The 15386-nt window shown below is 59.0% G+C and carries 14 protein-coding genes; 10 read left to right on the forward strand and 4 right to left on the reverse strand.

From position 1 onward, the window contains the following. Positions 1-8: 8 nt before the first annotated feature. The 3 genes from EDY99_RS03775 to EDY99_RS03785 all read right to left on the reverse strand — a co-directional run bounded on the left by EDY99_RS03775 (position 9) and on the right by EDY99_RS03785 (position 2405). Positions 9-677, reverse strand: a complete 669-nt coding sequence (locus EDY99_RS03775) for a methionine ABC transporter permease (RefSeq protein WP_033642316.1) — start codon at positions 675-677, stop codon at positions 9-11. Beyond that, a complete protein-coding gene (locus EDY99_RS03780; protein ID WP_033642317.1) occupies positions 670-1695 on the reverse strand; it encodes a methionine ABC transporter ATP-binding protein in 1026 nt (341 codons plus the stop codon). Before EDY99_RS03780 ends, EDY99_RS03775 begins: the two co-directional genes overlap by 8 nt. A gap of 266 nt (positions 1696-1961) precedes the next feature. After that, complete coding sequence (locus EDY99_RS03785) at positions 1962-2405, reverse strand: acetyltransferase (RefSeq protein WP_033642318.1); 444 nt, start codon at positions 2403-2405, stop codon at positions 1962-1964. Positions 2406-2647: 242 nt separating this feature from the next. Here EDY99_RS03785 and EDY99_RS03790 point away from each other — a divergent pair, with 242 nt between their 5' ends. From EDY99_RS03790 to EDY99_RS03800, 3 genes are all read left to right on the forward strand, one after another. Then, positions 2648-3520 (forward strand): oxygenase MpaB family protein, encoded by an 873-nt coding sequence (locus tag EDY99_RS03790; RefSeq protein ID WP_123061473.1) that lies wholly within the window; start codon positions 2648-2650, stop codon positions 3518-3520. 163 nt (positions 3521-3683) lie between these two features. Beyond that, a complete protein-coding gene (locus tag EDY99_RS03795; protein WP_033652667.1) occupies positions 3684-4787 on the forward strand; it encodes a suppressor of fused domain protein in 1104 nt (367 codons plus the stop codon). 34 nt (positions 4788-4821) lie between these two features. Next, positions 4822-5349, forward strand: a complete 528-nt coding sequence (locus EDY99_RS03800; protein ID WP_042783932.1) for a cysteine hydrolase family protein — start codon at positions 4822-4824, stop codon at positions 5347-5349. Between the two features lie 32 nt (positions 5350-5381). On the opposite strand, the gene EDY99_RS03805 is transcribed toward EDY99_RS03800, so the two are convergent. Then, a complete protein-coding gene (locus EDY99_RS03805; protein WP_033642322.1) occupies positions 5382-6257 on the reverse strand; it encodes an NAD(P)-dependent oxidoreductase in 876 nt (291 codons plus the stop codon). A gap of 290 nt (positions 6258-6547) precedes the next feature. Between EDY99_RS03805 and trpS the strand changes: the two genes are divergently transcribed. From trpS to EDY99_RS03840, 7 genes are all read left to right on the forward strand, one after another. Then, positions 6548-7555: a tryptophan--tRNA ligase gene (gene trpS, locus EDY99_RS03810; protein WP_046686640.1), complete on the forward strand. Its 1008-nt coding sequence runs from the start codon at positions 6548-6550 to the stop codon at positions 7553-7555. 117 nt (positions 7556-7672) lie between these two features. Next, the gene (gene phnC / locus EDY99_RS03815) at positions 7673-8506 is read left to right on the forward strand and encodes a phosphonate ABC transporter ATP-binding protein (RefSeq protein WP_019454697.1); all 834 of its coding nucleotides are present in this window, start codon (positions 7673-7675) and stop codon (positions 8504-8506) included. Between the two features lie 41 nt (positions 8507-8547). After that, positions 8548-9480 carry a phosphonate ABC transporter substrate-binding protein gene (gene phnD, locus EDY99_RS03820; RefSeq protein ID WP_004939482.1) on the forward strand — a complete coding sequence of 311 codons (933 nt, stop codon included), beginning with the start codon at positions 8548-8550 and terminating at the stop codon, positions 9478-9480. A 78-nt stretch (positions 9481-9558) separates the two neighbouring features. Beyond that, positions 9559-10422 carry a phosphonate ABC transporter, permease protein PhnE gene (gene phnE / locus EDY99_RS03825; RefSeq protein ID WP_021503954.1) on the forward strand — a complete coding sequence of 288 codons (864 nt, stop codon included), beginning with the start codon at positions 9559-9561 and terminating at the stop codon, positions 10420-10422. Next, a complete protein-coding gene (phnE, locus tag EDY99_RS03830) occupies positions 10419-11318 on the forward strand; it encodes a phosphonate ABC transporter, permease protein PhnE (RefSeq protein WP_033642327.1) in 900 nt (299 codons plus the stop codon). Before phnE (EDY99_RS03825) ends, phnE (EDY99_RS03830) begins: the two co-directional genes overlap by 4 nt. Before the next feature lie 231 nt (positions 11319-11549). Further along, on the forward strand, positions 11550-12014 hold the full coding sequence (locus tag EDY99_RS03835; protein WP_089196763.1) for a DUF1456 family protein: 465 nt from the start codon (positions 11550-11552) through the stop codon (positions 12012-12014). 191 nt (positions 12015-12205) lie between these two features. Then, entirely contained in the window at positions 12206-15349 is a 3144-nt protein-coding gene (locus EDY99_RS03840) for a right-handed parallel beta-helix repeat-containing protein (protein ID WP_046686642.1), read from the forward strand. Positions 15350-15386: the final 37 nt, after the last annotated feature.

Genomic DNA, 15386 nt, shown 5'->3' on the forward strand with positions numbered 1-15386 from the left:
TTGGTTAATTAACGTTTATCGAGCGTTCTTGTCAGGGTGTCGCCAATGAACTGAATGACGAAAACGATCAGCAGGATCGTCAGCGTCGCCACCAGCGTCACGTCACTGTGGTTGCGTTGGAAGCCTTCCAGATAGGCCAGGTTGCCCAGGCCGCCGGCGCCGATCACCCCGGCCATCGCGGTGTAGCTCACCAGCGCGATCAGGGTAACGGTGATGCCGGAAACCAGCGCCGGCGAGCTCTCCGGCAGCAAGACGCGGAAAATCAGGGTGCGGTTTTTGGCGCCCATCGAGCGCGCCGCTTCGATTACCCCTTTGTCGACCTCGCGCAGCGCGATCTCCACCAGCCGGGCGTAGAACGGCGCAGCGCCGACGATCAGCGCCGGCAGGGCGGCGTCCGCACCGAGAATGGTGCCGATCAGCGACTTGGTGAACGGGATCAGCAGCACGATCAGAATGATGAACGGAATGGAACGGAAGACGTTGACCAGCACGGAGATCAGGGTGTAGACCGTGCGGTTTTGCAGCAACTGCCCCTTCGAGGTTAAAAACAGCAGCACGCCGAGCACGATGCCCAGCACCAGCGTGGCCAAACCGGCGATGCCGGTCATGTACAGCGTTTCCCAGGTGGCGTCCCACAGTTGGTCCAGACGCAGGTGGGGGAACAGGGATTCAATCATGTTGGATAACCTCGACGGCGATGTCTCTTTCGTTCAGCAGGCTGAGCATGTCGGCGACGTGTTGTTCGTTGCCTTCGGCGTGGATGTACAGTTCGCCGAACGAACCGTTGAGGGTGTGGCTGATCTTGCCGTGCAGAATGTTGACGGTGAGTGGGTAGCGCCGAATCACCTCGGCGATTACCGCCTGATGAGTTTGTTCGCCGACGAAGGTCAGCTTGAAGATCGCCCCCGGCAGGTGGGCGGTGAGCTGCGGGTTGAAGCTCTCAGCCGTGTCCGCATACTGCGACACCTGTTTGACGAACTGCCGGGTGATCGGCTGCTGTGGCCGGGTGAACACCTCGAGCACCGGCCCCTCTTCGACGATGCGGCCGTTTTCCATTACCGCCACGCGGTGGCAGATTTTGCGCACCACGTGCATTTCGTGGGTGATCAGCACGATGGTCAATTTCAGCTGGCGATTGATGGCCAGCAGCAGGTCGAGAATGGCGTCGGTGGTTTGCGGATCGAGCGCCGAGGTGGCCTCGTCGCACAGCAGCACGCTCGGGTTATTGGCCAGCGCGCGGGCGATACCGACGCGCTGTTTCTGGCCGCCGCTGAGCTGCGACGGGTAGGCGTTTTCGCGCCCCTGCAGGCCAACCAGCGCGATCAGTTCCGCCACGCGCGGGGCAATCTGCGCCTTGGGGACGCCGGCTATCTGCATGGAAAAAGCGATGTTTTGGCTGACGGTGCGCGACCACAGCAGGTTGAAGTGTTGGAACACCATGCTGATTTTCAGCCGCGCCTGGCGCAGGTGGCTGCCTTTGGCGCGGGCGATATCGAATCCGCCCACGTCAATGCGGCCGCTGGTGGGCTTTTCCAAGCCGTTGAGCAGGCGGATCAGCGTGCTTTTGCCGGCGCCGCTGTAGCCGATGATGCCGTAAATTTGCCCGGCTTCTATCGCCAGGCTGACGTCGTCAACCGCCACGACGCGGCCCTGTGCGCTGTCAAAAGTTTTGCAAACGTTCGAAAGAACGATCATAGCGAAGCGGATCCTTATTGATACATCACAGCATTCCGTCCGGGGCGCGTCGCGCCGGACAAGGATCGTTCGGCTTTTCGGCGGGGCACAACCCGGCGGGAAGTGACGGACGGAACCTCTGTTGCGGGTGAATACCGGGCAATCCTACCGAGGGTTGATAGTGACAGGAAGAATGTAAAATCTATTACTTATTCTGATTTGATATATTAGGCGGCGGGCGAGAGAAGGGGGAGAAAACCGGCCGCAGGGCGGCCGGCGGGGGCGGACTAGCGTTTTTCCAGCTTCATGTGCAGCAGCGGGAACGGGTTGCCCTGGCCGTCGAGCGGTGAGCGGCCGGTGATGACAAAACCGTAGTGGCGGTAGAAGCCGCTGGCCTGCGGATTTTGCTCGTTCACGTCCAGCTGCAGCTCATCGTGCAGCGTTTCCGCGTGGGTCAGCAGCGCTTTGCCCACGCCTTTGCCGCGCTGATCGGCATCGATAAACAGCATCTCCACCTTGTTGCCGTTCAGACCGATAAAGCCGCAGGGATGCCCCGGCTGCTCTTCGGCCACCCAAACGTTGACCGCCGGCAGGTAGTCGTTCAGCACCAGCGGGAACAGCTGTGCGATGTTGTCTTCGGTTAAAAAGTGGTGAGTGGCGCGCACCGAACGCAGCCAGATATCTGCCAATTGCGCGTTGTCTTCCGCCGCGCGTGCTCTGATGGTAATCATCGAACTCTCTGCTATCTAAGTTGAAGGAAAAGAAACTAGATAGAGGTTTTGTGGGGTTAGTGCCGAATTAACGTGGGTTAACGCCCTGCAAAGCGCCTCTGCAGTGGATCGAATAGGCCCGCCTGGTTGCAAGCGGTATAACAACTGTAATTCAGTAAGTTAAAGCTTTCAACCGCCGCAGGGCGCAATGAGGCGCTCGCCGCGTGATACACTGGCCGCTGAATGAGCAAGAGGGCGGCAGGATGGAAGCGGTACGCGCAGCGATAGAAAAACAGGTGCTCAGCCTGACCGGGTTGGCGCTCGGCGGCGTCGATTTTGAGAATCCGCCCGGCGATCCGGGGCTGTTCGGCCCGCAGTCTGTCATCTGGCAGGTACACCGCGATTTCACCCCGATGCTGTGCGGCGGCGTCAGCGCCTTGCTGTTGCAAATGCTGCACCCGTTGGCGCTGGCCGGCGTATGGGATCACTCCAACTTCCGCGACGATATGATTGGCCGCCTGCGCCGCACCAGCCAGTTCGTGTCGGTCACCACCTTCGGCCCGACCGCCGAGGCGGAGCGGCTGATCGCCAAAGTCAAAGCCATCCACCTGCGGGTGACCGGCGTCGGCAGCGACGGCACGCCCTATGCCGCCAGCGATCCGGCGCTGCTGACCTGGGTGCACGTGGCGGAGAGCAGCCGTTTTCTGGCCAGCCACCTGCGCTACCGCAACCCGCATCTTTCCCGCGATTTGCAGGATCAATACTATCGCGAAGCGGCGCGCGTGGCCGCCGCGCTGGGGGCGACCGCTATCCCTCAGTCCTGCGCGGAAGTAGACGACTATCTGCAGGCGATGCGGCCGCAGCTGGTCTGTGACGAACGCACCCAAGAGGTGGCGCGCATTCTGCTGAAGGCGCCGGCGCTGAGCGCGTTGGCGCGCCCGCTCGGCGGGGTGGTGATGCAGGCGGGCATCGATCTGTTGCCCGATTGGGCGCAGCGGCAGTTCGGCTTTCATCCGGGCGCGTTGCGGCGGCGGCTGGTGCGAACGGGGGCTGCAGGCCTCGGCAAAGTGCTGGGCGCGTCGATGCGCAACGGTTCCTATCAGCGCGCGGTGCGGCGCATCACTCAGGCGTCATGAGCCGCAGCCGCTATAATTAACCTTTGTTTATCTTCGTTTACGGCCGTTTTTGAGACTTTTACGGGTGATCCGGCCAGTAATGCGTTTTACACTTGAGGGCAAAGCCACATTCCATTTTTTGCGCGCAGCCGATTCTGCCGCGCCCTGACCCTATTGAGGTGATATGAACGAGTCATACGTACTTGCTGAAGTCAGCAATGAGAACCAGACGCTGGTCGCGGTGGTTCAGCAAGGGAGCAGGGCAGCCTATTTTTACATCTATCCCGCCGAAGCCTACAGCGATCGCTATCAGGTGCGCGCCTGCTGGCTGCGCAATCTGGCCGCCGCGCCGTTGCAGGAAGATCGCGCCGCGCTGGAGCAGGGGCAACCGCCGATGCTGGCGGCGGAATTTTGCCGCAACCTGGAAGGGGAAGCGCCGCTGAACCCGGAAGGGCTGATGGTGGTGTGGAGCGAAAGCGACGACGGCGCGGCCCTGTGGTATTACGGCCAACTGCTGGCGGTGATCCCCGGCTGGAGCCTGTATATCGACCATTCGGTGTGCTATTCGGCCAGCTGCATCAAGGAGAGCCCGTTGGCCTATCCGCTCGGTTCGGCCTCGACCAACACGCAATATGCGCAGGCGGAAAGCACCCGCCAGTTTTGGCGCAGCTGGCAGCGTGAAGAGGGCAATCCGTGGCCGAAGATGCAGCGCGATTTTCAGGCGCGCTATGAGCAGCATTTCGGCCCTTCGGTAAAATACTACGCCATCGATCAGGGCAAGTGGCCGCCGATGGCCATCACTCAGCACGAGCGCGACGGCATCTATTACTTCCTCACCATGGGCGTCAGCATTCGGCCGATGCCGTGGGTGGAGATCCTGTTCAACGATGAGGCTTCGCGCTATCGCCGCATGGAGATGGCGATCGCCATCGACAGCCAATACATGACCGAAGACAACGCGGTGCAGATGGCCAGCGCGCTGGCCGGTTTCGCTCACGCCCCTTGGGCGCGGCTGACCTGGATCGGCGAAGGGCATACGCTGGAGTCCGACGTGGCGCCGTTGGGCTATGAAGGCTATATTTTATCGTCGTCCTTCTACCCGCATCACGCGCACCTGACGTTGCCTCAGCAGTATGGCGACCCGGTGAACCTGTTCTGGGCCAGCCCGGTGTTTACCGCCGAGCGCCAGCTGGCGCACGCCACGCCGAACGGCGGGCACGATCTGGTGCACAGGCTGCGCGAGCAGGGCGTCGACCATATTTTCCGCCCGCGCCAGCCGGTGTGCTGACGCGACTTGTCTTGTCTTCTCTTCGGGAGCCGCCATGACCAGCGCGCTGTTGATTATCGATGTGCAGGAAGGGTTGTTTACGCCGCCGCCGGCGGATGCCGCGGGCACCGTTGCGCGCATCAACCAACTGAGCGAGCGCGCCCGCCGGGCGGGTGTGCCGGTGATCGTGATTCAGCACCATACGCCGGACGACGAACTGCCGCACGGCAGCGCCGCCTGGCAAGTGCTCGCGGCGCTGAAGGTGGCGCCGGGCGACCATCGGGTGGATAAAACCACGCCGGACTCGTTCCTGCGCACTTCGCTCGGCGCGTTACTGATCGCCAACGGCGTATCGCAGTTGGTGGTTTGCGGCTACTCCACGCCGTTTTGCATCGATACCACGGTGCGCAGCGCGGCGGCGCACGGTTATCCGGTGACGTTGGCGGCGGATGCGCATACCTGCCACGACAAATCCTATGCCGATGGTTTGCTGATCCGTACCCACCATAACGAGACGTTGTCGAATATCGACAGCTTCGGCGTGCCGATCCGCGCCGTGCCCGCGGCGGACATCGTGTTCTGAGTACGGAAAACGGGGGCCAACGCCCCCGTTCGTTATTTCAGGCCCGCTCGTCGCGCCGCTACCTTGGCCAGCGCCGCCCAGTCCAGATCCGCATCCCCCTGCGCCATCGCGTCGAGGAAATTGTCTTTCAGCACCCCGGCGAACGGCATCGGCGTATGGCTGTCGGCGCCGGCGGCCAGCGCCAGCCCGACGTCCTTCAGCCCCAGCGCCAAGCGGAATCCGGCGGGTGAATACTTCTCGGCGGCGATCAGCGCGCCATAGCCCTGATAGGCCGGGGCGGCGAAGACGGTACCGCTCAGCATCTGCAGGTAGTCGGCGCCGGAAACGCCGTAGTTGCGCACCAGCGCGCTGCCTTCCGCCATCGCTTCAATGGCGCTGGCCAGGGTAAAGTTGGTGGCGATTTTGACCACGTTGGCCTGCGCCGGATCGGCGCCGAAGTGCCAGGTTTTCTGGCCGAGGGCATCGAACAGCGGCTGCGCTTGCTTCAGTAGCTCGCTATCGCCGGCCGCCAGAATATTCAGCTTGCCGGCGGCGGCCACGTCGACCCGTCCCAGCACCGGCGCGGCGAGATAGCCGATGCCGTGTTCCGCATGCAGTGCCGTCAAACGCTGGGCGAGTTCGACCGAGATGGTTGCCATGTTGATATGCAGCGCGCCCGGTTTCATCCGCTGCAGCAATCCGCTGTCCACCACCACCTGTTGCGTGGCGGCATCGTCGGCCAGCATGGTGATCAGCACGTCGGCATCGGCCAGCTGCTCCGGCCGTTCGGCCTGCTGCGCGCCGGCACTCACCAGCGGCTGCGCCGCCTGCGGCGAACGGTTCCATACCGTCAACGCAAATCCCGCCTTCACCAGGTTAGCCGCCATGGCGCTGCCCATCCCACCCAGTCCGGCAAATCCGATCTTCATCATGCGCTCCTTTTTCAGGTTGAAGGTTTTACCCTAGCGCGCCAGGCCAGGAACGCAAATGCCGGAGTGTAACGCCGTCTTACGCGCCGGCGGCGGGCTATTGACGCGCTGCCGCTGCGGGTATACCTTGATGGCATGAATATATCGATGCACTCCACCCACAATCAGTCATGGTGGCGCCTCTTCTGAGGCGGCACGAGTATTCACATCTCTTTTTAATGCCGCCGGTTTGGCGGCATTATTTTTTGTGGCGTTGATCCGGCGGTCTACAGACCTTCAGGAGCACTGTCATGAGCTACACCATTCTTACCGGCGATCGCGCCACCGGCCCACTGCATTTAGGCCACTTCGTCGGCTCGCTGCGCCAGCGCGTCGAACTGCAGCACCAGCATAACCAAACGGTGATGGTGGCGGATCTGCAGGGCCTGACCGACAACGGCAACAACCCGCAAAAAATCAGCGCCAACGTGCTCAACGTCGTGGCCGACTATCTGGCGGTGGGCATCGATCCGCATAAGACCACGATCTGCCTGCAGTCGGCGCTGCCGGCGTTGGCCGAGCTGACGATGTACTACCTCAACCTGGTCAGCGTGGCGCGGCTGGAGCGCAACCCGACGGTGAAAAACGAAATCGCCGAGAAGGATTTCGCCCGCAGCCTGCCGGCCGGTTTTTTGATTTATCCGGTCAGCCAGGCGGCGGACATCACCGCCTTTGGCGCCACCCACGTGCCGGTCGGCGAGGATCAGCTGCCGATGCTGGAGCAAACCAATGAGATCGTGCGGCGTTTCAACCACATCGTCGGCCAACCGATATTAACGGAGTGCCAGCCGCTGTTGAGCAACGTCGGGCGTCTGCCGGGGCTGGACGGGCAGGGCAAGATGTCGAAATCGCGCGGCAACGCCATCCAGCTTGGCGCCGGCGCCGACGAGGTGCATAAGGCGGTGATGAGTATGTTCACCGACCCCGGCCATCTCAACGTCAGCGATCCCGGCCGGGTGGAGGGCAACATGGTGTTCACCTACCTGGACGCCTTCTGCGAAGACGCCGCGCTGGTGGCGGATCTGAAGGCGCACTATCGGCGCGGCGGGTTGGGGGACGTGAAAATCAAACGGCTGCTGGAGGATTGCCTGCAGAGCCTGCTTGAGCCGATCCGCACCCGCCGCGCCGAATTCATCGCCGATAAAGGCGAGCTGACGCGCATCCTGCAGCACGGTACCCGCCGCGCGCATCAGGTCAGCCAACAGACGCTGCAACAGGTCAAGACGGCGCTGGGGCTGGACTTCTTCACCCTGGCGTGAGGCGAACGCCGGGGCGGCACGCGTCACGCCCCGGCCATAAAACGATCATCCCACTGTCATAAACTTATCCGTTAATAGGTGCCCATAATGATTAGCCACTGAAACCAGAGAAATCATATGGCTCAGGCACTGTTAAAATTGGCACAGCACGACTTTCCAGGGCAGCACGCCGCCGCATCCCGCAAAGTGTTATCGGTAAAGGGGCTCGGCAAGGCCTACAAAGCGCAGCAGCGCGTGCTGGATGACATCAATTTCGATCTGCACGCCGGCGAATTCGTGGCGGTGATCGGCCGCTCCGGCGCAGGCAAGTCCACGCTGCTGCATACCCTCAACGGCACCATTCCTTCCAGCTGCGGCGAGATGCTGCACTTCGAAGACGATGGCGTGGCGCAGGATATCGCCCAGCTTGCCGGCCGCCAGATGCGCCAATGGCGCGCGCGCTGCGGCATGATCTTCCAGGACTTCTGCCTGGTGCCGCGGCTGGACGTGATGACCAACGTACTGCTGGGGCGCCTGAGCCACACCTCCACCCTGAAATCCTTCTTCAAACTGTTCGATGACGCCGACCGCGCTCGCGCCATCGAGCTGTTGCAGTGGCTCAACATGCTGCCGCACGCGCTGCAGCGCGCCGAGCACCTCTCCGGCGGCCAGATGCAGCGCGTCGCCATCTGCCGCGCGCTGATGCAAAACCCGCAAATCCTGCTGGCCGATGAGCCGGTGGCGTCGCTCGATCCGAAAAACACCCGCCGCATCATGGACGCGCTGCAGAAAATCAGCGAAGACGGCATCGCGGTGATGGTGAACCTGCACTCGGTCGAACTGGTGAAAGAGTATTGCTCGCGGGTGATCGGCATTGCCCACGGGAAGATCGTGTTTGACGGGCATCCTTCGCAACTGAACGAACGGATCCTGCACCAGCTGTATGGCGAGGAAGCCAATCAGATCCATTGAAGCACTTTTGACCTTTACCCTTTACACACAAGGCACACCTAATGAAAAAAGTATTGAGTCTGACCACCCTGATGGCCGGCGCGATGATGGTATTTAATGCTGCCGCAGCGGATGCGCCGAAAGAGCTGAACCTGGGCATTCTCGGCGGCCAGAACGCCACCCAGCAGATCGGCGATAACCAGTGCGTGAAGCAGTTCCTGGATAAAGAGTTGAACGTCGATACCAAGCTGCGCAATTCGTCCGACTATTCCGGCGTGATCCAGGGCCTGCTGGGCGGCAAGATTGACCTGGTGCTCAGCATGTCGCCGTCGTCGTTCGCTTCGGTTTACATCAAGGATCCGAAAGCGGTGGACATCGTCGGCATCGCGGTTGACGACGTCGACCAGTCGCGCGGCTACCACTCGGTGGTGGTAGTGAAGGCCGGCAGCCCGTACCAGAAACTGGAAGACCTGAAGGGCAAGGCCATCGGCTTCGCCGATCCGGATTCCACCTCCGGCTTCCTGATCCCGAACCAGGCGTTTAAAAAACTGTTCGGCGGCACGGTCGACAATAAATACAACAACACCTTCTCCAGTGTCACCTTCTCCGGCGGCCACGAACAGGACATCCTCGGCGTGCTGAACGGCCAGTTCGAAGGCGCGGTGACCTGGGCGTCGATGATCGGCGACTACAACACCGGCTACACCAGCGGCGCGTTCACCCGCATGATCCGCATGGATCATCCGGACCTGATGAAACAGATCCGCATCATCTGGCAGTCGCCGCTGATCCCGAACGGCCCGATCCTGGTGAGCAACTCGCTGCCGGCCGACTTCAAGGCCAAAGTGGTCACCGCCATCAAGAAGCTGGATAAAGACGATCACGCGTGCTTTATCAAAGCGATGGGCGGCAAACAGCACATCGGCGACACCACCCTGGCGGAATACCAGACCATCATCGATATGAAGCGCGAGCTGACCAAAGGCGACCGTTAATTCCCGGCTGCCTCGGCCGTCCGAATGAAGGGGTTCAGCATGCTGAACCCCTTGTTCCATCAAGATGGAAGACCTCTTTTGAATACCGATTTCGCACACTATTACCAACGGATCCGCAGCAAGCAAAAGCGCGAAGCGCTGCTGTGGTCGCTCGGGCTGGTGGTGCTGTACCTGGGCGCCGGCAACCTCGCCGAGTTCAACCTGCACACCGTCTGGGTGTCTATTCCGCACTTCTTCGACTACCTGGCCGAAACCGTGCCGACGCTGCACTGGCACCTGCTGTTCGCCGATGGGCGTACCGAAGGCTCGCTGGCCTACTGGGGCTATCGCCTGAACATTCAGCTGCCGCTGATCTGGGAGACCCTGCAGCTGGCGCTGGCGGCGACCATTTTCTCGGTGCTGGTGGCGACCGTGCTGGCATTTCTGGCGGCCGGCAATACCTATACTCCGGCCTCGGTGCGGCTCGCGATCCGCACGCTGGTGGCGTTCTTGCGCACCATGCCGGAGCTGGCGTGGGCGGTGATGTTCGTGATGGCGTTCGGCATCGGCGCCATTCCCGGCTTTCTGGCGCTGGCGCTGCACACCATCGGCAGCCTGACCAAGCTGTTCTACGAATCGATCGAAACCGCCTCCAACAAACCGGTGCGCGGGCTGGCGGCCTGCGGCGCCACGCCGCTGCAGCGCATGCGCTTCGGCCTGTGGCCGCAGGTGAAGCCGGTGTTTCTCTCCTACAGCTTCATGCGGCTGGAGATCAACTTCCGTCAGTCGACCATTTTGGGGCTGGTGGGGGCGGGCGGCATCGGCCAGGAGCTGATGACCAACATTAAACTCGACCGTTACGATCAGGTCAGCATGACGCTGCTGCTGATCATCGTGGTGGTTTCCGTGCTCGACTACGTGTCGGGCGAGCTGCGCAAGCGCGTGGTGGAGGGGGCAAAATGACAGCGGGCACTCCGGCATCGGCGGAAACGCTGCGCCAGTTGAAACAGCAGCATCCGGCGATCTTCGCGCAGCAGGGGCGCTACCTGCGCACCGTCGGCCTGATCGCCTTGGCGATCGTGCTGTACTACGTGTTCTTCTTCCTGGTCTTCGGCATTAGCTGGCCGCAGTTTATCAACGGCTGCCAGCAGCTGGGGCGCTATTTCCTGCGCATGTTCGTCTGGCATGACTTCGCCAACTGGCCGTTCATGTACTACTTCCAGCAGATCGGCATCACCATCGCCATCGTGTTCGCCGGCACCATCACCGCGTCGCTGATCGCGCTGCCGCTGTCGTTCTTCGCCGCGCGCAACGTGATGTCGACGCCGCTGCTGCGGCCAATTTCGGTGCTGGTGCGCCGCTTGCTGGACGTGCTGCGCGGCATCGACATGGCGATCTGGGGGCTGATCTTCGTGCGCGCCGTCGGCATGGGGCCGCTCGCCGGGGTGCTGGCTATCGTGATGCAGGACGTCGGGCTGCTGGGTAAACTGTACGCCGAAGGCCATGAGGCGGTGGACAAGTCCCCCAGCCGCGGCCTGACGGCGGTGGGCGCCAACGGGTTGCAGAAGCACCGTTACGGCATTTTCACCCAGTCGTTCCCCACCTTCCTGGCGCTCAGCCTGTACCAGATCGAGTCCAACACCCGCTCAGCGGCGGTGCTGGGCTTCGTCGGTGCCGGCGGCATCGGCCTGGTGTATGCGGAGAATATGCGGCTGTGGAACTGGGACGTAGTGATGTTCATCACCCTGATCCTGGTGGTGGTGGTGATGATCATGGACAAGGTCTCGTCGATGCTGCGCAACAAGTACATCATCGGCGAAGATATCCCGCTGTATCAGCAAAAAAGCCAAATCGATTGAGAAACCCCTTGCCGATCCCTATACTGCCGCACATTCAAGGTGTGCGGCCATACCCGTCATACTTGGAGCTGCCTCTTTGTTGGCTGCATTTGCGCGCCCCGGTCACATAGTTAACTATGCTCCGGGGGCTTACAAATTTGCCGCCGCGATGCAACTCCAACTATTTTGGGTATGGGGCATTTTTTTACAATGCGCACGTCCCCGTTAGACAAGTAAAGGCAATGCAATCCCATGATGAACAACGACGTGCTGCGCAGCGTGCGCTATATGCTGAGCATTAACAACGCCAAAATGGTCGAGATTATCAAACTGGACGATTTCGAGATGGCGGTGTCGGCGATGGACGCTTACGTGATCAAAGAAGGCGAGCCGGGCTACGAGAAGTGCCCGGACGAAGTGATGGCGCACTTCCTCAACGGCCTGGTGTTCTTCAAGCGCGGCAAGGACGACAAGTTCCCGGCGCCGGCGGTTGAACTGCCGATCACCAATAACCTGGTGCTGAAAAAGCTGCGCGTGGCGTTCGAGCTGAAAGATACCGACATGCACCAGATCTTCACCGCGGTGGACTTCCGCATCTCCAAGCCGGAGCTGAGCGCGCTGTTCCGCAAAGAGGGCACCAAGAATTACCGCCCGTGCGGCGATCAGATGCTGCGCTACTTCCTCAAAGGGTTGGCGCAGCGCGTTCGCGGCGAGTAACGCGCAGCGTTCACCGAACATCAGGCGCAATCGCAAGGTTGCGCCTTTTTTTTGTCTCCTCCCTCCTACCTTTGTTGTACTGGCCCTCAGCCACCCGCCATCGATGGAGGGCGTGCCGCCCATCCGGTTACTTTTTTAGGGTTCGTTCAATTCAATGTCGATTGAAACGTAAAATCCAGAGGAGTAATTCAATGGCTCAAATGTCAAAAGAAGATCCGCAGCTCAACGCAAAAAATGTCGCCGCTCAGGTCAATGACGGCGGCGAATTCGCTGAGTATACCCCTGAGCAGTTCGGCGCCGTAGGCGATGGCCTGGCTGACGATCGAGACGCTGTTAGCGCCATGTTCGCTAAAGTGGCGATTGACGCCGCTAACTCGATGAAAAAACGCCAGGTCAGAATGGCGAATGTCTATCGGTTGACGTTGGGTTCGGCTTGGCAGTCTCTACAGATCCCCAGCAACTGCCATATTTATGGCGGTGGTGAAATTCACCTGGATGACGATACGCCTCAAATCAACATTTTTAATACCGTGGAACAGTCGAATTTCATCGTGGAAGATCTGAGGATCACGAGAAAGGTGACTCAGAAAGATGCAGATCCTATTTGGTGGTATGCCACTCGCGCGTGTACCGGCATGGCTTTCACCCGTTGTGAAAACTTCACCGTGAGAAATTGCGTCATCAGCATGCATACCGATGCTTTGGGCCTTTCTGACTGTACGTCAGTTACCCTTGAGAACAATTTACTTAAAGATCTGGGTGAAGAACCTATCGCCGTTCGTGGCGGACGCCATATTACAATCCAGAATAACGAACTGACGAATCACCAAGGTGACGGGATCTTGCTGAAAACGGGCGTGAACCGAAATGCTTATGACATCTTGATTGTGAACAATCATATTCATGATGGACATAAACCCGCTAAACCTGCTGGGGCCGGGCATACGCAAAGAGGGGGCGGGGTGACATTGAATAATGAAGTGACCGGTACGCCTCATTCATTCACTAACCTGACCGTTGCCAATAACCATATTGTTAATACCAGCTATGGCATCTCGCTGGGTGGAATCAGTGACATTAATATCTCTAATAACTACATCAAAACGATCGAAAGGTTCGGCATTCAGATCGACTATTCCTTAGTGAATAACCCCACCAAAATCCCTACGAATAGTTCACGAATTATCGGGAATCACGTTGAAGATACCGTTGAGAATGGCATCGACTATCACGGCAATAACGATATTTCTGTCGCTGAGTCCGTTATCGCAGATAATTTTTTAAATTTCTGCGGCACCTCCAATTCCTCGGCCTTCAATGGCATTGCCGCAACGGAGGCGACCCTCTCAGGCAATATTATCAATAATTGCAAGGTTGCCCTGTTCACCAATAGCTGCGTGATGACCGGCAACAAGATAACCAACTCCGGATGGACCAGCAGCCAGGTATGGATCAAGCTGTACGGCGACCGTACGGTGTTTTCCGGCAATCGGGTCACGGACTCTGGGTTTGGTTATATCCGTTTCTTGAATGGGAAAAACGCCATTATTGAAGGGAATGTGATTAAACTTGCTTCTCCCGCTCGGGCGCTGGAGTTAGGCGGGGCATTTGACGAAACGACTCTCATTGGCAAGAACGTCTGGGATTGCGCTTTTAAACCGATTCTCTCTACGCTTGCAGGGGTAACGGGCAATCAACTCATTCAGTATTCCTTCCCGAATGAAGGCGTGCCCCACATTACCCCTCAGATGTTCGGCGCGAAGGGCGATTGGAATGATACAGCTGGCGTTGGTACGGATGATACGCAGGCGTTTAAACAGGCTATCGCTTATGCGATTAGCCAAGGCTGCAAGAAGCTCTATGTTCCTGCCGGCAACTATTACATTACAGATACCTTAAATTTAGGGGGAGAAAACTACACCGGAGATAAAGGCATTGCGATAGAGGGTGAAAATTGGATTAGTACGAAATTCTTCTTTAAGCCGACGTCTAATGATCATGCGTGTTTTGAGTCGAAAGGCGGTTCCGGGATCCATACCAACAGATATATCAGCGATGTGACGATTACGCCGGCCAAGGGCGCGTTATATACGGGCACCGGCTATCGGATCAATGGTTCCTGTTTCATGCGGCATGAAAGATTGCTGATTATGAAGTTTTTTGTGAACTTACATCTGTTGAACGGCTATGCCGGTGCGTTTACCGAGTTCGTCAGTTTTCACTCTTGCCGGTTCCACCGTGGCTTGTCGAACATCTTGATGGAAAGCAATGGCGGGGATAGCTCCTTCCACGGCGTGGGGTTCCATGAAATTCAATGTCAGATCAAGGTCTCCGGCAATCCGGGCGATGGTGGCACAAATACGGATGCCGGCGTGGGGCTGGAGTTGAGAGGAAACGCCAACAGCGTAACGTGGTACAACGGTTTCTGCTATATCCACCTGTTCGGCGGCGTCGGCGCTACGGCGATCAAACTCACCCGAACCAACACCGATAACATCCTGGGGCAGTTTACTTGCGAAGGTGAAACTATTCTTCAGAGTGATGGAAGCACCTTTGAATGTCGGGGCGGTTTCTATAACGTGGGTAATACCACTTACAATGTGGCTGCAGAACCGGTAAACGGCATCGCGGCGGCATTTGTGTTTGATAACATGCTGAGCAATACGACAAGATTCGCCAACGCGGCAATCGCCGATATGGCTCCTAGGCAACTTCCGTGGTCCTTGGCGGACAGGGCCAGCCATGGCGCTTATCCGGCCATTTTCCATGGTATCAAGGACGGCTCCGATAACCTGTTCTATGCCGCCAAAGGAGGGAGTACCAGCTACCATTACTTTGGCGGCATTTCTCCAGGCAATAACCTTCAGGGGTTTGAACCGGGCGTCAGGTTGGCTCAGGACGGGGCTTCTTTAATTAGTTTTTCACCTAAGTTTACGCTTGGCGCTAATAACAATACGACCAGCAGCGGCGTATCCATCTCCCCGGCGGATTTTTCGCCGCAGAAGGATATCGCGACCGCCTTAGGACAACCCTCATTTAAATGGAGCGGGTTGTACACCAAGCAGTTAACGGTTGCGGATAATGGCATCTATCCGGCCGGTAACGGCGCTTATCCTATTGGTGGGCCGAATAACCAATTCTCCTCCGGCCACATAAAAGTGTTGAATATTTATGATTCAGCGAACGTGAACGGAGATCCTGTAGGTGTCAGAGTTGCTGTCCCCGCTTCGGCCGTTGCGCCCGGTAAAATAGGCCAATGGTCGGCAGACTCCACGTTCTTTTATGTTTGCACGGCGGCCAATACCTGGAGAAGGGTAGCGCTCACCACATGGTAGGTACTGAGCTTGCGGCTGACGGCTGACCTATCCCCAT

The sequence above is a fragment of the Serratia sp. LS-1 genome (assembly GCF_003719595.1).
Taxonomy (GTDB): Bacteria; Pseudomonadota; Gammaproteobacteria; order Enterobacterales; family Enterobacteriaceae; genus Serratia; species Serratia ureilytica.

Bases quoted from the DNA above. Each gene is read 5' to 3' on its own strand.
- EDY99_RS03775 (WP_033642316.1), bottom strand. From the start codon at position 677: ATGATTGAATCCCTGTTCCCCCACCTGCGTCTGGACCAACTGTGGGAC.
- EDY99_RS03780 (WP_033642317.1), bottom strand. From the start codon at position 1,695: ATGATCGTTCTTTCGAACGTTTGCAAAACTTTTGACAGCGCACAGGGC.
- EDY99_RS03785 (WP_033642318.1), bottom strand. From the start codon at position 2,405: ATGATTACCATCAGAGCACGCGCGGCGGAAGACAACGCGCAATTGGCA.
- EDY99_RS03790 (WP_123061473.1), top strand. From the start codon at position 2,648: ATGGAAGCGGTACGCGCAGCGATAGAAAAACAGGTGCTCAGCCTGACC.
- EDY99_RS03795 (WP_033652667.1), top strand. From the start codon at position 3,684: ATGAACGAGTCATACGTACTTGCTGAAGTCAGCAATGAGAACCAGACG.
- EDY99_RS03800 (WP_042783932.1), top strand. From the start codon at position 4,822: ATGACCAGCGCGCTGTTGATTATCGATGTGCAGGAAGGGTTGTTTACG.
- EDY99_RS03805 (WP_033642322.1), bottom strand. From the start codon at position 6,257: ATGAAGATCGGATTTGCCGGACTGGGTGGGATGGGCAGCGCCATGGCG.
- trpS (WP_046686640.1), top strand. From the start codon at position 6,548: ATGAGCTACACCATTCTTACCGGCGATCGCGCCACCGGCCCACTGCAT.
- phnC (WP_019454697.1), top strand. From the start codon at position 7,673: ATGGCTCAGGCACTGTTAAAATTGGCACAGCACGACTTTCCAGGGCAG.
- phnD (WP_004939482.1), top strand. From the start codon at position 8,548: ATGAAAAAAGTATTGAGTCTGACCACCCTGATGGCCGGCGCGATGATG.
- phnE (WP_033642327.1), top strand. From the start codon at position 10,419: ATGACAGCGGGCACTCCGGCATCGGCGGAAACGCTGCGCCAGTTGAAA.
- EDY99_RS03835 (WP_089196763.1), top strand. From the start codon at position 11,550: ATGATGAACAACGACGTGCTGCGCAGCGTGCGCTATATGCTGAGCATT.
- EDY99_RS03840 (WP_046686642.1), top strand. From the start codon at position 12,206: ATGGCTCAAATGTCAAAAGAAGATCCGCAGCTCAACGCAAAAAATGTC.